Origin of the sequence: Hassallia byssoidea VB512170, assembly GCF_000817785.2 — a bacterium.
GTDB lineage: Bacteria > Cyanobacteriota > Cyanobacteriia > Cyanobacteriales > Nostocaceae > Hassallia > Hassallia carrinoi.
In genome coordinates this window covers 1-20,768 of sequence record NZ_JTCM02000030.1, presented here as the reverse complement: position 1 = coordinate 20,768, position 20,768 = coordinate 1, and the positions used below count along the sequence as shown (strand labels likewise).

Below are 20,768 nucleotides of genomic sequence, written 5' to 3'. Positions count from 1 at the left end.
CCCTTTATTCACAATCTTGGGTTTCACAAGCACCAATGCTTACCCAGCTACTCGAACCGTCTTGCCAATGTTCTTTTTTCCATATCGGTGCAGTATGCTTGAGGGTATCAATCGCATAACGACAAGCTTCAAAAGCCTCACGGCGATGAGGACAACCCACCGCTACTAAAACGCTGATTTCGCCGATTTTTAAGTGCCCAACGCGATGATAAATCACAACTCGACTCACATCAGACCAAGACGAACGAATATCAGCCGCAATTTGATAAAATACCCGCAGCGCCATCGGTTCGTAAGCTTGATACTCCAGTGACATCACAGCTTTGCCATCTGTTTGATTGCGAACCATTCCACTCATCAGCACGATCGCACCATTGGCTTGATCGTCAGCTTTAGCATAGGCTTCCTCAACAGACAACGGCGCAAAAGTAATCGCAAAGCTATCTTTAGCACTTGGTTTAATCGCAGAGGCAGGTGTTGTTGTCTTAACTTTCATTTTATTCGGCATCAGTATCTACTCTTAAGTTTAAGTTTTGCTTACCTGCTGCTTAATTTAAACAGACAGGGGGGACAAGGGGGACTAGGGGGACTAGGGGGACAAGGAGGACAAGGAGGACAAGGAGGACAAGGAGGACAAGGAGGACAAGGAGGAAATAGCTACCTTGTCTCCCTTGTCTCCCCCCTCTCCCTTGTCTCCCCCCTCTCCCTTGTCTCCCTTGTCTCCCCCCTCTCCCTTGTCTCCCTTGTCTCCCTTGTCTCCCCCCTCCCCTCTCCCCCCTCTCCCCTTACTACTTCATTTACGCTATAAATACTAAGTAGTTCAACCTAAAACTCTAGTTTTAACAGCCTTTTTCTCAAAAAAAATGCCAATAAATACGTAATTGATGTATCTATTAGGTGCATTTGCGGAATTTTCCAAATAAAACTGTCATCCTCCTAAAGACATATTACTATAGGGACAGTGACGAACTGAGCTGCTGACTGTTTTAGATATCCGGATAGTGACTTGTTTGAAGCTCTTAAGCACAGTGCGATCGCCCTACTAGCTATGGGGGCAAATTAAGCGCAAGGCAAGTTTTTGGCAGATGTGTATGGCTGGAAGGAAAAATTTGAGGTTTGCAGCATTCTCAAGCCATGATTACAGCTTCGGTGCTTGTTGAAGCGAGCAACAACCATAAATAAGACAAGGGCAAGTTGTAATTAAGCGTAGTTTAGGAAAATTTTATGAATACTTTAACTGTTAAAAACGAAGCAAGAAGGCTTGAGGCTCTGCGTCAATATCAAATTCTCGACACTCCACCAGAACAGGTATTTGACGATCTGGTATTTTTAGCCGCGCAAATTTGTGGCACAGCGATCGCTTTAATTAATTTCACAGACAACAAGCGTCACTGGTTCAAAGCTAAAGTCGGGCTGGGTGTACAACAAATGCCTAGAGATATTGGGTTTTGTCCGTTTTGCATCGAAACAGGCGAAACTTTGGTTATTCCGGACACCTTGGCTGATGAACGATATGCTTCAGATCCTGTAGTCACCAGTGAACCCTACGTCAGATTTTACGCTGGTGTACCTTTGATAACACCAGGTGGAGAAGTGATAGGGACTGTGTGTATAGTTGATAGCCAACCAAGCCAAATTAATGACGAACAGTTAGAAGCACTTAAAACTATTAGCCGTCTGATAGTTAGACAATTAGAAACCCGGCGAAATTTAACTGAATTAGCAAGCATTAAAACTGACTACAAGCAAGCAAAAGAAGCACTACAGGAAAGTGAATCTACCCTCCGCAGCTTTTTCGACAGCGCACCAATGATGATGGGAACTGTGGAGCTAAGGTATGATGACATCAAACATATTTCTGATAATGCCGCTAGCGCCAAATTTTTTGGAGTCACTCCCGAAGCGATAAAAAATCGCTTTGCGAGCAATATGGGTGTACCTCAAAAGTATGTACGTGAGTGGATTAATCACTTGCGTCAAGCAGAAGAAACGCGATCGCCTGTCAGCTTTGAATATCTTCACGATGGGGATGCTAAAAAATGGCTTAGAGCAACTGTCTCTTCAATTGCTGTATGTTGCGATAGCCCCCAAAGATTTGCTTATGTAGTTGAGGATATCACAGAACGCAAACAAGCAGAACAGCAAATCCGCGAGCAAGCAGCATTACTTGATATCTCTACAGATGCAATTGTTGTGCGAGATTTATCCAACAAAATTTTATTATGGAACAAAACCGCCGAAAAGCTTTATGGCTGGAAAGCAGAAGAAGCTATGTGCGGGAATATTAATCAATTAGATAATAAACCTTTGCTGCAACAAGAAATTTCTCAGGCTGTTTTGTCAAATGGAACTTGGCAGGGAGAGTTACAAAAGCATACCAAATCAGGTAAACAAATCATTGTTGAAAGTCGTTGGACTTTAGTTCGCGATGAGCATCAAAAAGCTAAATCCATTTTGGTTGTAGATACTGACATAACACAGAAAAAACAAATAGAGGCGCAATTTTTACGTGCCCAGCGGATGGAGAGTATCGGCACACTTGCTAGTGGTATTGCTCATGATTTAAATAATATGCTGTCACCGATTTTAATGTCAGTGCCACTGTTAAAAGCAAAAGTTTCGGATGAGCGCAGTCATGCAGTTATATCGATAGTAGAAAACAACGCCAAACGCGGTGCAAGTTTGGTTAAACAAGTGCTTTATTTTGCGCGGGGAATTGAAGGCGATTCTCCAAAGGAGACGCTGCGCGATCGCACTGTGCTTCAGCTAAAATATCATATTTTAGAAATGAAGCAAATTATCGAGCAAACATTTCCTAAATCAATTACAGTTGAGAAAGAAATTCAGCCAGACTTATGGCAAATTTGTGGCGATAGCACCCAAATACATCAGGTATTGATGAATTTGTGTGTCAATGCTCGTGATGCTATGCCCAATGGCGGCACATTAAACATTTCTGCAAAGAATATTTTCATTGATGAAAACTTTGCCAGAATGCAACTTGATGCGAAAGTTGGTTCATATATACTCTTGAGCGTTGCAGATACAGGAATTGGCATTAGTCAAGAAACCTTAGAGAGAATTTTTGAGCCATTTTTCACCACAAAAGAGTTTGGTAAAGGCACAGGTTTAGGACTTTCAACAGTAATGGGCATTGTTAAAGGTCACGGAGGCTTTATCACCACATCAAGTGCGAAAGCCATTGGTACAAAATTTCAAGTTTATTTGCCAGCGGTGAATACAGACGCAATCCGGCAAGAAGAAAATCAAGAAATACTCACCGGACAGAAAGAATTAATTTTGATTGTCGATGACGAAGCCTCGATTCGCGAGATTACCACAACCTCTTTAGAAAAATATAACTACAAAGCAATTACTGCAAGTGATGGCATTGAGGCGATCGCACTCTACGCCCAGCAGAAAAACGAAATTAAAGCCGCAATTATTGATATGATGATGCCCAACATGGATGGAGCCACCACCATTAACACTTTGAAAAAAATGAATCCGCTACTGCCTATTATTGCAGTCAGTGGATTGCCAATAAGCGAGCAAGTTTTATTAAATAAAACATATAAACACGCAGCCTTTTTGCCAAAACCCTATACCACACAAGAATTATTACACACTTTACATCAAGTACTTGGGCATGGGGCAATTTGAGGAGGGGGCAGGGGGCAGGGGGCAGGGGGCAGGGGGCAGGGGGCATAGGGCATGGGGCATGGGGCATGGGGCATTGGGCATTGGGCATTGGGCATGGGGCATTGGTTAAAGTTTATAATCCATAATTAGAACTTACGCAAAAACGGCAACAAACTCTTATTTCTCTGTTAACTCTGTGTCGCGCCAGTCGCTACAACGGAGGGAACCTCCGCAACGCGCTGGCTTCTCTGCGGTTCGTTATCCGATTATTCGTGCGTAAGTCCTACTAATGTTAAAGTTTTGAGCCTCAAAACTCGAAACTTGATGTTCCGAACTCGAAACTTGATGTTCCGAACTCGAAACTTGATGTTCCGAACTCGAAACTTCGTGTTCAGAACTCGAAAGTTGATGTTCCGAACTCGAAACTTCGTGTTCCGAACTCGAAACTTCGTGTTCCGAACTCGAAACTTCGTGTTCAGAACTCGAAAGTTGATGTTCCGAACTCGAAACTTCGTGTTCCGAACTCGAAACTTGATGTTCCGAACTCGAAACTTCTCCTTTTTCTCGTTACAAGACTCTGCCTTGTAGTGTAACTACCGAGTCTGAAGCTCGTGTTAAATTTGGAGACAGCAGCCAGTAGTGAAACATTCCCAGTCAAACACTGCCAACGAGTCACCAATGCCCCCTGCCCCCTGCCCCCTGCCCCCTGCCCCCTGCTCCCTGCCCCCTGCCCCTTTCCCCCTCTTTAAAATCCCCATGCCCCATGCCCAATGACCAATGACTAATCTAATTCTGGTTGTAGAGGACAACGATTTAATAAGAATGCAGCTGTGCGACTTGATGCAAGAAGCAGGATATCAGGTGGCAGAAGCAAGTAATGGTTCCCAAGCGCTAGCTGCTTATACTCGCCTACAGCCAGAAATTGTGCTGATTGATGCTATCATGCCCGTGATGGATGGATTTACCTGCTGCACCGAATTACAAAAACTTCCTGGTGGGGCAAACACACCCATTTTAATGATTACCGCTCTTTACGATCAAACATCTGTAGAGCGAGCTTTTGCAGCTGGTGCGAGTGACTATATTACCAAACCAATTCAATGGGAAGTATTGCGGCAACGAGTCAGTCGTTTGATCAAAGCTAGCCTTCATGTGAAAGCGTTGCGACAGCAAACAGAACAAGCGCAACTGCGAGAAGCGCAATTGCGGATGGCATTAGATGCAGCTCGCATGGGTACTTGGGATTGGGATGTCCTGACCAATCAAATAACTTGGTCAGATAACTTAGAAGTGCTTTTTGGCTTGGAACCAGGTAGTTTTGAGAGTACTTATGCAGCTTTTATTGAATGCGTACATCCCGAAGATCGCAATTTTATCAGCCGCTCGATAATCCAGGCGATTCGGGAAGAAGTTGAATACGACATCGAATATCGCTTTGTTACCCGCGATGGTAGCCTGCGTTGGGCAGCAAGTAAAGGAGTTGTTTTTCGCGACTCCAGAGGGATGGCAGTGCGGATGTCTGGGGTAACAATCGACATCACCAAGCGCAAGCAAGCGGAAGAAAGTCTGGAACTTTACGCTAATCGGCAAGCGTTGGTGGCAGAACTTAGCCAAAGCGCTTTAGCTGGTACAAATTTAACTGCATTAATGAATTCAGCCGTGACGCTGCTTGCCCAATCGCTGAAAGTTGAGTATTGCAAAGTTTTGGAACTACTGCCTGACGGTAAGGCAGTATTGTTACGGGCGGGTGTAGGCTGGCAACCAGGGTTGGTAGGAAAAGCAACCGTCAGCACCGGCATTGATTCGCAAGCTGGCTACGCTTTGCTTTCCGCTGAACCTGTTATTGTCAATGATTTGCGTACAGAAACTAGGTTCAATGAATCGCAACTGCTGCACGACCATCAGGTAGTTAGCGGTATGAGTGTTATTATTCAAGGTAAAGAGCGTCCTTTTGGCGTTTTGGGCGCACATACAACACAAACACGCAACTTCAGCCGAGACGAAGTTTATTTTCTCCAAGCTGTTGCTAATATTTTGGCTACAGCCATTGACCGTCAAAAGATGGAAGATGCACTCAGGGAAAGTGAGCAACGTTGGCAGTTAGCCGTGCAGGGTACTAATGATGGTATCTGGGACTGGAATATTAAAACTAATCAAATGTTCGTTTCAACTCGTTGGAAAGAAATGCTCGGTTTTGAACAGGAGGAGATTTCCAATTATTTGGATGAATGGTCAACACGAGTGCATCCAGATGATATCGTTCGGGTGAGACAACTTATTCAAGACCACTTTGCCAAAAGAACTCCGTTTTACATCAGCGAGCATCGAGTGCGGTGTAAACATAATGCTTACAAATGGATTTTGGATCGCGGTCAGGCACAGTGGGATGAAGATGGTAATGTAATAAGAATGGTTGGTTCTTATACGGATATTACTGAGCGCAAACTCGCAGAAGAACAACTGCGCCAAAGTGAAGAGCGTTTCCAGATAGTTGTCCGTGCTACTAATGATGTTGTCTGGGACTGGGATTTATTGACAAATCAAGTGTGGTGGAATCAAAATGTGCAGACACTTGGTTACTCGACAGAAAATATCAGTTTAGATACTAAATGGTGGGGCGAACATATACACCCAGAGGATAGGCTGAGGGTTGTTTCTAATATAAACGCGGCGACGAAGAGTGGTAAACAATTGTGGTCGAATGAATACCGCTTTCAACGTGGCGATAAATCTTATGCTGACATTTTAGATCGCGGTTATGTCGTTTATGACAATACTGGCAAAGCAGTACGGATGATTGGGGCGATGATGGACATGAGCGATCGCAAGCGAGTAGAAGAAGAATTACTCAAGCAAAACATGCGATCGCAATTGTTCGGCGATGTGACTGTAAAAATTCGCGAGTCTTTAGATATTGACGAAGTTCTCCACACCAGCGTCACCGAAGTGCAACAACTGCTACACGCAGACCGCGTACTTATCTTTCGGCTGTGGTCTGATGGTTCAGGAACGATAGTCAAAGAAGCTGTAGTTCCCGGTTTTCCCGTGCTTCAGGCACGAAGTATGATTGACTCTTGCTTTAATGAACATTACATCGAAAAATACCGCCACGGCAGAATTGGTTCTATTCACGACATAGACAAAGCTAACATCGATCCTTGCTATTATGAAATGCTGCAATCGTTTGCTGCCAAAGCTAATTTAGTTGTGCCGATTCTCTTTAAAAATCAACTTTGGGGACTGCTAATTACCCATCAGTGCGCTCATCCCCGCGACTGGACTACCTGGGAAACAGAACTTTTGCGACAACTAGCAGACCAAATCGGTATTGCTGTCTCCCAAGCACAACTTTTAGAACAAGAAACTCGTCAACGCCAAGAATTAGCCCGTTCTAATGATGAACTGCAACAATTTGCTTTTATCGCTTCCCACGATTTACAAGAACCACTGCGGAAAATTAAAACATTTGGCGATCGCTTAAAAGCTACTTGCGGCGATGCATTCACTGTACAAGGACGCGATTATCTCGAACGAATGCAAAACGCCGCTCAACGAATGCAAAGTTTGATTGAAGACTTGCTGACACTTTCACGAGTTACCACTAAAGCACAACCTTTTGTATCTGTAGATTTAGCACAAGTAACACAAGAGGTATTATCTGATTTAGAAGTAATTATCCAGCAAACCAGCGCATGTGTGGAAGTCGGCGAGTTAGCCACCCTTCGCGCCGATCCGTTCCAGATGCGCCAATTGTTACAAAACTTGATCGGCAATGCTTTAAAATTTCATCGCCCAGAAGAAGTGCCTTTTGTCAAAATCTACACTGAACCTACTAGAGCGATTAACGGTTCAGAATTTTGTCACATAGTCGTCGAAGATCGAGGTATTGGATTTGAGGAAAAGTATCTATCACGCATCTTTAACGTTTTTCAACGTCTCCACGGTCGCAGCGAATATCAAGGCACCGGCATCGGTTTAGCTATCTGCCGCAAAATTGCCGAACGTCATAACGGAAGTATTACCGCACAAAGTCAACCCGGACACGGAGCAAAATTTATTGTTACTTTACCGATGTAATTCGCTTTCCCCATTTTTTATTGCTCGCCAGGGTTTATCATACCCCCATAGAGATATTTAATCATACAACACTACTTGATAATTTGTTGCGATTTAATACCAACTAGATACAATCACCAGCGCTAAGGGGAAAATTCATAGTGAAAGGTCGGCAAACAACCGTCACAATTTTGATGGCGGATGATGATGAAGACGACTGTTTGTTAGCTCGTGAAGCATTGGCAGAAAGCCGATTGTCAAATGAGCTACGCATCGTAAGTGATGGTGAAGAGTTGATGGATTATCTGTACCACCGTGGTCAGTATACCAACGCTAAACTAGCACCGCGTCCGGGTTTGATTTTGCTCGATTTAAACATGCCAAAAAAAGACGGACGGGAAGCACTCAGAGAAATTAAAGCCGATATTAATCTGAGAAAAATTCCGATTGTTGTTTTGACGACCTCCAGAGCAGAAGAAGATATTTACCGTACTTACGATTTGGGTGCAAACTCCTTCATCATTAAGCCTGTCACCTTTGCCTCTTTAGTTGAGGTAATGAAAACGATAGGCAAATACTGGTTTGAAATTGTGGAACTACCACTAGAAGCAGTAGGAGGCAGAAATGAACAACAGTCCAATCAAAGTTCTTCTAGTTGACGATGACGAAGATGATTATATTTTGACTCGTGATTGGTTCGATGAATTTCAGGTAACTGGTAGCGAACTCGAATGGGTCAGTAGTTATGCAAAAGCTAGAGAAGCGATCGCTCAAAATCGCCACGATATCTATCTAGTTGATTATCGTTTGGGTGAGGGGGATGGACTGGAGTTATTGAGCGAAGCGATCGCTAATGGTTCCACCGCTCCGATAATTTTACTTACCGGTAAAGGAGATAGAGAAATAGATATCGAGGCAATGAAAGCAGGTGCAGCAGACTATTTAGAAAAAAGTCAGCTGTCAGCACCTTTGTTAGAGCGTTCGATTCGCTATGCGATTGAGCGCAAACAAACAGAACAGAAAATTCGCGAACAAGCTGCTTTACTTGATGTCGCTACCGATGCGATTTATGTGCGCGATTTAGACAATAAAATTTTATTTTGGAACAAAGCAGCCGAACGTTTATATGGTTGTAGAAAAGATGAGGCGATCGGCAAAAGAACCCAAGATATTTGGCAGACAAAACATGCACTGCAACTGCAAGAAGCCCTCAACATTCTGATGAAAAATGGCTCTTGGGAAGGAGAGTTATATCAAACAACAAAATACGACAAAGAAATCATTGTCGAAAGCCGCTGGACATTAGTACCATTTGATAAAAAATCACAATCTATTCTAGTTGTTAACACTGACATTACACAGAAAAAACAACTGGAAGCGCAATTTTTACGCGCCCAGCGATTAGAAAGCATTGGCACTTTAGCAAGCGGTATTGCCCACGACCTAAACAACGTCCTCGCACCGATTTTAATGACCGCACAGCTATTGGAGACACAGCTGCATGATGCGCGAAGTAAGCGACTGCTGCCGATATTAGTAACCAACGCCAAACGTGGAGCGAATTTAGTTAAGCAAGTATTATCTTTTACTCGCGGTGTCGAAGGCGATCGTACAATCTTACAATTAAAGCACTTAATATTAGAAATTCGCCAAGTTATTAAAGAAACATTTCCTAAATCAATAGAAGTTGACTGCGAAACCTCACGAAATCTTTGGACTGTTTCTGGAGATGCTACCCAATTGCATCAAGTATTAATGAATTTGTGTGTTAATGCTCGTGATGCTATGCCCAATGGCGGAATTTTGACAATCTCTGCCGAAAATTTCATCGTAGATGAGCATTATGCTAAAATGCATCTTGACGCGAAAATTGGTTCTTATATCGTCGCTACAGTTGCTGATACAGGAATTGGCATTACACATGAAGTATTAGACCGGATTTTTGAGCCATTTTTTACCACTAAAGAACTCGGTAAAGGCACAGGTTTAGGACTTTCCACAGTACTTGGTATAGTCAAAAGTCACGGTGGTTTCATCAATGTATACAGCGAGGTAGGCAAAGGCAGCAAATTTGAAATATATTTACCTGCCCAAGAAACAGCAGAATCCCCCGAAGAAAAAGAACTAGAATTGCCACATGGCAGCGGAGAGTTGGTTTTGATCGTCGATGATGAACCATCGATTCGAGAGATTACCAAAACATCCCTAGAAGCCTACAACTACAAAGCGATAACCGCTAGTGATGGCATAGAAGCGATCGCTCTTTATGCAGAATATCGCGATAAAATATCTATAGTCTTAACAGATATGCTAATGCCCTCAATGGATGGCATCACAACCATTCGCACCTTGTACAAAATTAACCCTAACGTCAAGATTATTGTCATCAGCGGACTTGCTACCAGCGATAAAATGAATGCAGCATACGATTTAGGAATCAAAGCTTTCTTATCCAAACCTTACACCGCAAAGCAATTATTGGAAACAATTAATACAGTTAAAAATAGTTAGTTGTTAGTGGTTAGTTGATAGTTGATAGTTGGAGCGTTGTTGGTTGTTGGTTGTTAGTTATTAGTTGATAATTGATAGTTGTTCTTTGTCTCCCTTGTCTCCCTTGTCCCCCTTGTCCCCCACTCCCCCACTCCCCCACTCCCCATGACACCTGAAGTTTTAGCCGCTAACACAGCTTTTTATCGAGCTTTTGAAAAGAAAGACATCGAAGCAATGAGTGTAGTATGGTCGCTCTTAACTGGTAGTCTTTGTATTCACCCCGGATGGAATGTACTGCGGGGTTGGAAGCAAGTTCGCACCTCTTGGGAACAGATATTTAAAAATACTGCCTACATTGAAATAAACACAGACATAATTACTACAGAAGTTCGCGATAATATTGCCTGCATTGTACTTGTTGAAAACGTCTTTCAAGTCATTGAGGGTAGACGAATTCAAGCACAATCAATCGCTACCAACGTATTTGAACTTCTTGGTGGAAAGTGGTATTTAATTCATCATCATGGTAGCCCGATTATGCGCTAGGAGATGGGGAGACAAGGGGACAAGGAGACAAGGAGACAAGGAGACAAGGGGGAAGGGAAAAGGGTAAAGGGTAAAGGGTAAAGGGTAAAGGAAGAGGTTTTTCTTAACCTTTCCCCCTTCCCCCTTTCCCTTTCCCCTGAAGAAATTTTCCCATTCCCCATTCCCAATTACTAATCCCCAATTAACTCTACCGCATCTCGTCCATCCCAATCTTGCAGGTAAACTTTGACAACCTCTTCCTTAGCAGTGGGTAGTTGCTTACCGATAAAATCAGGATGAATTGGTAACTCACGATGACCTCTGTCTACCAGTACAGCTAAACGAACCACTTCTGGTCTGCCATACTCTTGTATTGCATTCAAAGCAGCACGAATTGTCCGTCCTTTAAAAATTACATCATCGACAAGGACAACCGTTTTTCCTGTCAGGTCAATAGAAATATCACTTTTTGCCGGAGTTCGCAAGCCAATTTGGTCAAGGTCATCCCGATATAATGTAATATCTAATGCTCCAACTGACACGGATACGTTTTCGAGTGTCTCAATCTGACGTGCTAGCAATTCGGCTAACAATGCACCTCTAGAATAAATACCCAATAGTACTAAGTTGGATAAGTCGCGTGTCCTTTCGACGATTTGAGAGGCAAGACGGGTTACGGTACGACGTATTTCTTCTGCTGAGAGAATTTCAACGACTTTGGCAGACATAATCATAAACAATACCCTGAGTTAGTGATTATACCGTTTTTCTGAGGTAGAGACGTTCCGACGGAACGTCTGTACAAAAGTGGGGGAAGGGGGAAGAGTTATTTTTATCTTGGGTTGTGTAGGCAGTTTATCGAGATTTATGAGCGATCGCTACCTTATTAGGAGTAAAAAGAATAGAGATGTAGTTAGGAATAACCACAGTAAAAAGCAATATCGAGTTAATTGCAAAGCTTTTTGGATGTGAGTTGGTGCGATCGCATAAATCGCGTCTCCTAGCAGTGGTTTATATGTAGCTATACCGCGATAGTAGTTTGTACCTCCCATTTGCACACCCAAAATAGCAGCATAACAGCATTCACTCCAACCCGAATTAGGACTGGAGTCTTTAATCGCATCTCGCTGACAAATCCTGAAAACATGCAATGGTTTACCTGATAAAAGCGCTAATGTTATCACTGTTAACCGACAAGGAAGCCAAGTTAAACAATCTTCTAACCGCGCACTGAACCAACCTAAATAAGTATAGGGATAAGAGCGATAGCCCACCATTGAATCAAGTGTACTACTAGCTTTATATGCTAGAGCTAGGGGCGCTGCCCCCACAAATGGCAAAAATGCTCCCACAATTGCATAAAAAAGAGGAGCCATCACCCCATCGGTAGCATTTTCCGTAACTGTTTCCAGAACAGCTCGCAAAATTTCGGCTTCGGTGAGGTTTTCTGTATCTCGTCCTACATAATTACTTAGAATAGACCGAGCCGAAGCGATTTGTCCTGCACCTAAAGGTAGTAAAACTGAAGAAGCGGCTGTTCTTAAACTTCTCAAAGCAAAACAGCTGGCAAGAAGAATACTTTCTAATATTATTCCCAATAGCGGATGCAGCCATCTCGCAGTTTGAATTATAAAAGCGCCAACAATGCCGCTACCTATTATGACAATTGTGCCTAGTAAAATTCCCGCTATTCGCTGTGTTATGGAATTTTGACAAAATTGAAATGCGAATTTGCTCAAACGAGAAATTACCCATCCCATAACTTGCACTGGATGAGGAAAACCCGAAGGATCGCCGATTAAGTAATCTAAAGTGGCGGCAATGATTAAAATAACAGATGGTGTCATTGGCTATGAGTCAAAGGTCAAGAGTCAAAAGTCAAAAGTCAACAGTCAACAGCTAACAGTTAAGAATTTTCGACTATGGACTATGGACTATTGACTCTTGACTATAGACTAAACAATAAAACTAGCTTCTTCCCCTTGAGCTGCTTGCCAACTACGAGCATCATAATAGAGGTCTGCGAGGGTAATACTATATAAAGCTTCTTTAAGTTTTTGCTGTAGCCTCTGCCATAAAGTATATGTTACCCAATCTTCAGCAAGTGTAGTTTTGATGTCAGAATGAGGTAATTGGGTAATGCTTTCACCGACAGCTTCTAAAATTTGTCCTACAGAGATTAGTTCGGGCGATCGCGCTAATTGATATCCACCAACACTGCCGCGAATTGATTTTACCAAACCAGATCGACGCATTTCTATAAGTAATTTTTCTAAATAAGCAGCGGGGATATCTTGACGAAGCGCGATCGCTCTGACAGATACAGGACCAATACCTGTCTGTAAGCTCAAATCTAGCAACGCTTTTACACTATAGTGTCCTTTGGTAGTTAGTTTCATTCAGCAACGCAAGAGTCAGCTTGTAAGTTGTTGGTTATTTAAGTTAGATTACAGCCACGCTCCCACGCTCCCACGCTCCCACGCTCCCACCAAACACTAGCTATTGACACAAAGGATCGGTTTTGCTTATCATTCTGCGTCTTGTATTATCGCCTGATGGCAACTGAACAACTTGCCAATCGCAACAAAGGCAAGGAAACTTCAACCAATATAGTGTAGCAGTATTTCACAAACTATAGATATATCCATAACAATCTTCTTTAAGATATATTGCCCTGGAAAATATTGGATAAATCGTAAAAATTCTGTCGATTCGTGTAATATACTTGGCTAGGCTGAGATAAAAACTAAATAATTCCCACTCACGATTTTGAGCGTGTGAGCTATTTGTCAGCTAAAATAAAATCGATTCAAAAAGTTCAACCATTCATTTTCGATCTAAGTTGATGGCTAAACAGAAAAAAATTGAACCCCTAGTCGGTGAAGATCTGCTCCATAAAGTCAAAGAGCTAGAAAACGTTAGCAAAGAAGACAAAGCTAAGAAGTGTGGCTACTACACCGTTACCAAAAACGGTATAGAGCGCGTCAATATGATGAAGTTCTTAAATGCCCTAATTGATGCTGAAGGCATTCAGTTGGACAGCGCTCCCAGTGCCAATGGGCGTGGTGGACGTAGTGCTAGTTATAGAATTAGCGTGCAGTCTAATGGTAACTTGCTGATAGGATCGGCGTACACAAAACAAATGGGTCTGAAAGCCGGAGATGAGTTTCTAATTACTTTAGGCAAAAAGCACATTCGTCTGCGACAGGTAGACGCAGACGAAAAAGAAGATGCTGATGTACTCGAAGAAGCTACAGCTTAATAACTAGTCAATAGTCAATAATCAATAGTCACGCATTCCATAGTCACAAGTCCATAGTCCATAGTCGATATTTTTTGACTGTTGACTATTGACTCTTGACTTGTGACTGTTGACTATTGACTACTGACGAATAGCTAGACCAGTTTTTTGGATTACTGGTAAATAGTGGTGAATTGCTTTGCGTGTTACTGCTAAATTGCAGGTTAAAGCAATTTGCTCTTTTTGTAGTAAACCTAAAATGCGCTCGTGGTTGTCTCGTGCTACCACGGGTAACTGTCGCAAACCTCGAACAGACATGCGGTCTAAAGCGTCAGATAAAAGTTCATCCCAGTAAGCATAAACAATTTCTCTGGTACAAATTTCCATGAGGCTTAGATTGGATATTTGCGCCTGCATTTCGCTCTGTGAATTTGGATATTCCGAAACAGAAAGGGCGCGGTTAATATTTTCTAAAGAAAGGATACCCACTAATCGCTCTTTTTCATCAACTACTAAAGCACTAGAAGCGCGATCGCGTGTCATTTCCAAAGCTGCCTCGAACACCTTCATGGTTGCCAGCAGCTTTTTTGGAGATGAAAGCATAGCATCTTCTACCAAAATTGAAGAAAGAATTTCTACTTTTTCATCTTTTAATTCCGCAAGACCGATTTGCTGTAAATTTGAGTTAGAGTTAAAAGTTGGCTTCATCCGCTCCACCAGCCAAAAACTCAAACCCACCGCCGCCATCAACGGTAAAACAATCCGATAGTCTCGCGTTAATTCAAACAATAATAAAATTGATGTTAACGGCGCTCTGACGCTTGCAGCCAAAACCGCCGCCATTCCCACCATCGCGTAAGCTGGGGGAGCCGCCATTTGTGCGGCGATTCCCGGAATAAGCATTGCCAAAATTTTGGCGTAAGCGCTTCCAAAAGAAGCGCCTAAAAACATTGCTGGGGCAAACACCCCACCAACCAAACCGCTACCAGCACTAATTGCTGTCATCAACAGCTTGACTATTAGCAGTACAACCAACAGTGAAAGCGAAAACTTGACATCTTGAAGCATCGCTTCCACAGTTCCGTAACCGATACCCAAAATTTGGGGTAATTTTAAAGCTACAGTACCTACTATTGCACCGCCAATAATTGGATGAATTGGCTGCGGAATTCGTCCCAAAAATTCAAAACCGGGAACTTTCCCGGCAAAACAGGCTTTCGCTAGAGAAATCGACTGGGTATAAGTCAAAGAAACTAAACTTGCTCCCAAACCCAAGCCAAGATAAAGTGGTAATTCCAGCGGACTGATGACTTGATAAACAGGTAAATCAAAAGCGGGTTGTGTTCCCAAACCAATTTGAGCAATCAACGCTGCCACCACCGCTGCTAACAGCACCACACTGACAGCAGAAGACGCGAAAGATGTCGCACCCAATACCACCTCTAAAGCAAAAAACACACCAGCGATCGGCGCATTGAAGCCCGCAGCCAAGCCAGCCGCAGCCCCAGCACCCAAAAGCAAGCGCTGTCGCTCTTGAGATACTTGCATCACTTGAGACATCAACATTCCCAAATTTGCGCCAACTTCCACACTCGGTCCTTCGGGTCCGAGGGAAGCACCGCTTCCTAAAGAAACAGAAGCCGCTAACATTTTGGTTACTGGTCGTAGTTGTCGCGTGACTTCTGTTCCTTGGGAGGCGATGAGAGTTGAAAGCCCAGGTCCAAAATCTTGAGTGCGCCAGCGCATCAAGCCGACAATTAAGCCGCCAAGGGTAGGGACACAGGCTAAAGTCCAAGCACCCCAATGAGCGATCGCGCCCATGAAATTTTCTAGCATCAAGCGGTGAATTAGCTCAATCAAATAGTGAAACGTGACGACACCCATACCCGTGCCGCCACCAATTAGCACCGCTAAAAAGAGTACAACAGTTTCTGGAGATGGTTGAAAACGATTAACCAAGCGAGTTAAGCGCAGGGAAAAAGTAGGAAAGGCAGGTTGTTCCGTTACCTTCCTAAGTTCGGCGGGAGGCAGGAGAGTCATTGATAGGCGGGGTAAATGTAAGAAAAAAATTAAATTTTTATGTGTTAATTCTTATTGTGAAGCATGATTTAGCATCTAGACAAGTAAAGAGTTTGTGTGTTAATTATTTAGTTTTTTTGCTTGCTTTACAAAGCTTTCGTAAAAACTTGCCACTACTTCATACTTTTATAGGGATAATGGTTGAATGGGAGAGAATTAATGGTCAATAGTGAGCTAAGGGAATGCTTTTTTAGCGCAGACTCTATTCTCTGAGCGCGAAAATGTAGTACCTGTAAGCTCACAGACGCACACCCACAGCAAAAGCAACTAGGAGTCATAACTACGCCAAATGTAGCTACACTCGTGTTGCAAAAAGAAGTGTCGAGCGGCAACTGCTCAAAACTTCGGAACTTAAGTGATGCTTAGTAAGATAAGCATCCCGCTTGTCGTAGAAATACTAAATGTGTGATTCATGACTTATGTCAGCAAGTTCCCGTCTTGGCGCTTTGCGTCGTTCGCTTGCGTCTCCCTTTGGGAGATGGGAAACTTGCTGACCCGAAGGGTCAAACCACACTCAGTAATTTACGAGGGTGTTCGGAAATTGAATATAGTTATTGTTATAGAGCGAGTGAGTGGACTAAGCGGACAAGGTAGATGAATACACACACCTTTGATAATCATTATGTTACTTGCCCAATTTGCCGGAGAAATGCAACGCCAAAGCCAGTTAAGACGTGCATTGGCTTATTTAGCTGTCCGTATTGCCAGGAACGCCTAGTAGTTTCTCAAAGCGGTCACTACGTCCGCGATCCGTTTATCTTGAGACAGATGATAATCTCATCATCGCTACGTCGTCAAAGCAGTCCTTTAGCTAGGATTATAAGAGATTTTATCGTCCTCAAGCGTCCTTTGCTAGCTTTAGCTGTAGTAAGTGCTATTCTTTTCGGGATGATTGGTGTCACTCAGCAAAAGACTTCCGAAGTCCCTAGTCTTCCAGGAACGGAGAAGGTGGAGAATAGGGAATAGGGATTTGAAGAGGGGGAAAGGGGAAAGGGGAAAGGGAAAGGGGGAAAGGGCAAAGGGCAAAGGGCAAAGGGGAAGAAGTGATTTGAAACATCGGTGTGAATTTTAAATAACTCCATACCTTTCCCCTTTCCCCTTTACCCCTTCCCCCTTCCCCCTTCCCCCTTTCAATATGTGTCTTTTGTAATCAGTGTGAAACCTTCGGTTTCGTCAATTCGCTTCACTGATTCTAAATGGAGATTTTTCAGAGCAGATGCATCGAGTAAAAAGTAGGGTTGCTCGTTGTATTGCCAATAATATTTTAGTTCAGCATCAGAAGCGGGAATAATGTTGCGATCGCTATAAAAATTCAATGACGGGCGATGATATGGAAAAGATGTATAAATCTTTCTGACTGTGGGTTTTGCCCGCTGAATCATCACAGCGACTGGTTTAACAGGATAGGCTTCTTCTAATTCCCAAACCCAATAGTTTGATTTCATCAACAGCAGCAGCGAAATATAACTTCCCCAAAACAAAATTTTCAGGAATTGTCCGTCACCTCGCTCTGCTAAAATAGCGGCTAAAGCCATAGTTACAGCTACAGCAGCAAAAATCATCTGTAAGTCAGATTTACCTGTTGTGCCCCAGCTGTAATAAATGCTGCCAGCAGAAGCTACTACAGCTAGTAATGAAAAACTAGCTACCCAAGCGCGGGGATAAGATGACTGTAAAGATGGATTTTCTGTCTCTGCCAGCAGCGCACCAAAAGCTAAAGCGAAACTGGGGTAAATCGGAAAGACGTACCAGGGTAGTTTGGTTCCCATCAGGGAAATCGCTAGCAGGTAAACAGCACTCCACACCAGTACGAGTTTTGCCCAGCTAAGATTGCGATTTTCCCAAGTTAAGCGTAACGCTTGCGGCAAAAACATCAGCCAGGGCCATGCGTACTTGAAAATTTCTAACAGATAATACCAGGGTGGTCCGGAATGATTCTCAACATTTGTGTTGATGCGGTTGAGGGATTGACCCATAATACCAATGCGGGCGAAACTTTCACCATAATGTATCCACTGGGAACCAGACCAGAAAACTATCGGTATACTGCCAATGATGATGGCTATCCACATATACCAACTGGTGAGAAGTCGTGGGGTATCCCACAGAAGAAATAAAAATGCTAAAGCTCCTAATAATATGCCTAACATGCCTTTAGTTAGACAAATTAAGCCAAAACCGATGCCAATGCCCAGACAGTATCGCAAATCGCGACGCGATCGCAATACACACAACATCATCACCATAAAAAAGCAGATTACCGCACCATCTAACATCGCCAAGCGTCCATGACGCACTACCGGCAACATCGTTAGATAAATCAAAGCACTGTAAATCGCTGCCCAACGTTGGCGAAATATCTCTCTACCAATGCAATACAACAAAGGTACAGAAATAGCTGTTAACATTGCTCCTGGTAAGCGCGTAGTCCACTCATTTACGCCCAACAGCGAATAAGTCCAAGCAATCAGCAAATGCATCAGCGGTGGCTTATTGTGATATGGTTGACCTCCTAGCATCGGGTAAAGCCAACGCATTGAACCAGCCGGCGCACGCCAAATTTCACGGGCAACTTGTGCCACAGTACCTTCATCCCAATCTCGCAGTGGCAATTCCCCAAGATTTATGCTAAAGAGTAACACTGCTGCCAACAACAGCACTATCACCCATCCCCAATCAATCCTTTTTTCAACCACGCGATATTGTTTTTCTAGGCGACTCCAAGTAAAGCTTCCTTCTTGCATAATCTAGGATAATAAGTATGAAAAGCACACTTCGATTACACTCCAGACGTTTTGGAGTCTCCAATGTTGCCAACACGTAACAATCACTGCCTTTGTGAATAATTCCTAGATTTAAAATTAGCTCAAATTTGCGCGATCGGGAATAATCTTTTTTAAGAATTTCTTCTCATAATTTTTTTTAAATTATTTAACAAATATTTCCCAAAAAAACTGATACCCATAATACAATACACAATATTCTACCGAAGAAGGAGAGTTTATCAATGAATCTACCTGTTATTTTCGATTTGGCGTTGGGTTTAGTATTTACTTACTTAATTTTAAGTTTATTAGCCTCAGAAATTCAGGAATTGATTGCCACTGTGTTGCAATGGCGAGCCGAACACCTCAAAAAATCAGTTGAAATCTTTTTAGCTGGTGATGTTGACAACTCAGAAGATGCTCATGTCATCCAACTAGCTAATGATATTTATTCTCATCCTTTAGTAAGAAATATTAACCAAGAAGCTAAAGGATTTCTTGTAACTTTACCGCGCAGACTTACGTGGGGAATTGGCTCATTATATCGTTCAATAAAAACAGCGCGACCAGGAGGTGATAAAGATGAAACTATTTTTGGAGAGAAAAAACGTAGCGGTCCTTCTTACATTCCCTCAGACATATTTGCGACTACGTTAATGGAAACCTTGCAATTACCGATAATGGTTCAAACATTAACTCAATCCAGGCTGGAAAAATTTAAGAATGCCCAATTAGCTAAAATAGAACAAGTTTTAACCGAATTGAAAGAACAGACAAAAGATGATGAAAGTTCTGCTTCATTCATCAATACTATGTTTCAGCAATATGCAGAAACTCAAGCAGACTTTGAACAAATAAGTTGGAATTTTCAAAATAAAAAAGCTGATTTGAATACTAGCGTTACTCGTTTGGGAGAAAGTCTGGATAGATATATAGAAACTTTTCAGACAGAGATGCCGAAACAAAATTTATTTGAGAAAGCATTGCGAAGAGTAAAATTTATCAAAAAAGATATTTTTGAAGATATCGAACAGGCAATTTTGTCAGGAGGTTTAAGACCTAATATCAATGAAGTTGTCGAAACTATTACAAGAGATAGTGCTGTTTATAAGGAAATTCAAGAAGCTGTCAGAGATAAAGATAGCGCTACCAATCAAGGAATTATAAATGTAGTTAAAACTATAGATTTAATTGACAAACTTCCAAAATCTGTTGTAGAAAATATTACTATTTTAGGAAAACGTGCCCAATCAAGGATTCAAACTACAGAAGAAGGTATTCATACATTACAAAAAGAAATTGAACGCACGTTTGATACTTCAATGGAACGAGCTTCTGGTGTTTACAAGCGTAATGCTAAAGGTGTAGCGATTATGCTGGGCTTAAGTCTTGCTATTATCGCTAATGCGGATGCATTTCACATGATTAGTAGATTATCAAAAGATTCGGCTTTACGAGAAACAATTACTAATAATGCTGGGGAAATATTACTGAGAAATCAAAATAATCAGGCGATCGCCGATCCAAATTCTCAGCAAGACCAAGTTAATTATGCTTTAAATCAGTTGACACAGCAAGCTGATGGTGCTTTAAATAACGTTGCTTTACCGATTGGTTGGTCTGATGTTAACTTAGATCAGCAGATTGCCTGGACACCTAAGAAAAACCAGAGTTTCCCTTTTTTGAGAATTTTATATATGATTCCTGGTTGGATTTTCAGTGGTATTGCTATTGCTATGGGTGCGCCTTTTTGGTTCGATTTGCTTGGTAAATTTGTGAATGTGCGTAATGCGGGGAGACGACCTGCATCTTATTCTAGAAGTCAAGTTGAGAACGATGAAAATGGGGGAGGGTGAAATTTAATGGGAATAATATACAGCGTATTGCAGGTTTATGAGGTACAGTAACAGCAATTTGTAAACCAGTTTTTTAAATGCTTGGGATTGACTAAATCCAGGGCAGTTGCAATC

Annotated in this window: 18 protein-coding genes; 10 read left to right on the top strand and 8 right to left on the bottom strand. The window is 42.4% G+C overall.

What is annotated here, in order from left to right; genetic code table 11:
• Nucleotides 1-4 precede the first annotated feature (4 nt).
• Nucleotides 5-496 (bottom strand): molybdenum cofactor biosynthesis protein MoaE, encoded by a 492-nt coding sequence (locus PI95_RS15200; protein ID WP_039740557.1) that lies wholly within the window; start codon nt 494-496, stop codon nt 5-7.
• A 166-nt stretch (nt 497-662) separates the two neighbouring features.
• Between PI95_RS15200 and PI95_RS35955 the strand changes: the two genes are divergently transcribed.
• The 3 genes from PI95_RS35955 (at nt 663) to PI95_RS36830 (ending at nt 3,772) form a co-directional block, all read left to right on the top strand.
• Nucleotides 663-815: a hypothetical protein gene (locus tag PI95_RS35955; protein WP_163518909.1), complete on the top strand. Its 153-nt coding sequence runs from the start codon at nt 663-665 to the stop codon at nt 813-815.
• A gap of 409 nt (nt 816-1,224) precedes the next feature.
• On the top strand, nt 1,225-3,663 hold the full coding sequence (locus PI95_RS15190) for a hybrid sensor histidine kinase/response regulator (protein ID WP_039739471.1): 2,439 nt from the start codon (nt 1,225-1,227) through the stop codon (nt 3,661-3,663).
• Nucleotides 3,650-3,772 carry a hypothetical protein gene (locus PI95_RS36830; protein WP_268896776.1) on the top strand — a complete coding sequence of 41 codons (123 nt, stop codon included), beginning with the start codon at nt 3,650-3,652 and terminating at the stop codon, nt 3,770-3,772. The genes PI95_RS15190 and PI95_RS36830 overlap by 14 nt, the downstream gene beginning before the upstream one ends.
• Before the next feature lie 484 nt (nt 3,773-4,256).
• On the opposite strand, the gene PI95_RS35225 is transcribed toward PI95_RS36830, so the two are convergent.
• A complete protein-coding gene (locus tag PI95_RS35225) occupies nt 4,257-4,400 on the bottom strand; it encodes a hypothetical protein (RefSeq protein WP_201280458.1) in 144 nt (47 codons plus the stop codon).
• Between the two features lie 19 nt (nt 4,401-4,419).
• On the opposite strand from PI95_RS35225, the gene PI95_RS15185 reads away from it, so the two are divergent.
• The 3 genes from PI95_RS15185 to PI95_RS15175 all read left to right on the top strand — a co-directional run bounded on the left by PI95_RS15185 (nt 4,420) and on the right by PI95_RS15175 (nt 10,209).
• Nucleotides 4,420-7,719, top strand: coding sequence for a PAS domain-containing protein (locus PI95_RS15185; RefSeq protein WP_039739473.1), 3,300 nt, complete (start codon nt 4,420-4,422; stop codon nt 7,717-7,719).
• Nucleotides 7,720-7,859: 140 nt separating this feature from the next.
• Nucleotides 7,860-8,357 (top strand): response regulator, encoded by a 498-nt coding sequence (locus PI95_RS15180; protein ID WP_336507224.1) that lies wholly within the window; start codon nt 7,860-7,862, stop codon nt 8,355-8,357.
• Nucleotides 8,323-10,209 carry a hybrid sensor histidine kinase/response regulator gene (locus tag PI95_RS15175; protein ID WP_039739476.1) on the top strand — a complete coding sequence of 629 codons (1,887 nt, stop codon included), beginning with the start codon at nt 8,323-8,325 and terminating at the stop codon, nt 10,207-10,209. Before PI95_RS15180 ends, PI95_RS15175 begins: the two co-directional genes overlap by 35 nt.
• A gap of 10 nt (nt 10,210-10,219) precedes the next feature.
• Here PI95_RS15175 and PI95_RS36825 read toward each other — a convergent pair whose 3' ends face one another.
• The gene (locus PI95_RS36825) at nt 10,220-10,348 is read right to left on the bottom strand and encodes a hypothetical protein (RefSeq protein ID WP_268896775.1); all 129 of its coding nucleotides are present in this window, start codon (nt 10,346-10,348) and stop codon (nt 10,220-10,222) included.
• A 5-nt stretch (nt 10,349-10,353) separates the two neighbouring features.
• Here PI95_RS36825 and PI95_RS15170 point away from each other — a divergent pair, with 5 nt between their 5' ends.
• Entirely contained in the window at nt 10,354-10,734 is a 381-nt protein-coding gene (locus PI95_RS15170) for a nuclear transport factor 2 family protein (protein WP_039739480.1), read from the top strand.
• A 170-nt stretch (nt 10,735-10,904) separates the two neighbouring features.
• Here PI95_RS15170 and pyrR read toward each other — a convergent pair whose 3' ends face one another.
• From pyrR to PI95_RS15155, 3 genes are all read right to left on the bottom strand, one after another.
• A complete protein-coding gene (gene pyrR, locus PI95_RS15165) occupies nt 10,905-11,447 on the bottom strand; it encodes a bifunctional pyr operon transcriptional regulator/uracil phosphoribosyltransferase PyrR (protein WP_373695707.1) in 543 nt (180 codons plus the stop codon).
• A gap of 144 nt (nt 11,448-11,591) precedes the next feature.
• Complete coding sequence (gene cbiB, locus PI95_RS15160) at nt 11,592-12,560, bottom strand: adenosylcobinamide-phosphate synthase CbiB (protein ID WP_039739483.1); 969 nt, start codon at nt 12,558-12,560, stop codon at nt 11,592-11,594.
• Nucleotides 12,561-12,668: 108 nt separating this feature from the next.
• Nucleotides 12,669-13,112 carry an RrF2 family transcriptional regulator gene (locus PI95_RS15155; RefSeq protein WP_039739485.1) on the bottom strand — a complete coding sequence of 148 codons (444 nt, stop codon included), beginning with the start codon at nt 13,110-13,112 and terminating at the stop codon, nt 12,669-12,671.
• A gap of 446 nt (nt 13,113-13,558) precedes the next feature.
• On the opposite strand from PI95_RS15155, the gene PI95_RS15150 reads away from it, so the two are divergent.
• On the top strand, nt 13,559-13,975 hold the full coding sequence (locus tag PI95_RS15150) for an AbrB family transcriptional regulator (protein WP_039739488.1): 417 nt from the start codon (nt 13,559-13,561) through the stop codon (nt 13,973-13,975).
• Between the two features lie 120 nt (nt 13,976-14,095).
• Here PI95_RS15150 and PI95_RS15145 read toward each other — a convergent pair whose 3' ends face one another.
• Nucleotides 14,096-15,994 carry a chloride channel protein gene (locus tag PI95_RS15145; RefSeq protein WP_039739491.1) on the bottom strand — a complete coding sequence of 633 codons (1,899 nt, stop codon included), beginning with the start codon at nt 15,992-15,994 and terminating at the stop codon, nt 14,096-14,098.
• A 633-nt stretch (nt 15,995-16,627) separates the two neighbouring features.
• Here PI95_RS15145 and PI95_RS15140 point away from each other — a divergent pair.
• Nucleotides 16,628-16,999, top strand: a complete 372-nt coding sequence (locus PI95_RS15140; RefSeq protein ID WP_163518908.1) for a hypothetical protein — start codon at nt 16,628-16,630, stop codon at nt 16,997-16,999.
• Nucleotides 17,000-17,163: 164 nt separating this feature from the next.
• Here PI95_RS15140 and PI95_RS15135 read toward each other — a convergent pair whose 3' ends face one another.
• Nucleotides 17,164-18,777, bottom strand: coding sequence for an ArnT family glycosyltransferase (locus tag PI95_RS15135; RefSeq protein ID WP_039739494.1), 1,614 nt, complete (start codon nt 18,775-18,777; stop codon nt 17,164-17,166).
• Between the two features lie 263 nt (nt 18,778-19,040).
• On the opposite strand from PI95_RS15135, the gene PI95_RS15130 reads away from it, so the two are divergent.
• Nucleotides 19,041-20,654, top strand: coding sequence for a hypothetical protein (locus PI95_RS15130; RefSeq protein WP_039739496.1), 1,614 nt, complete (start codon nt 19,041-19,043; stop codon nt 20,652-20,654).
• The last annotated feature ends 114 nt before the right edge of the window (nt 20,655-20,768 follow it).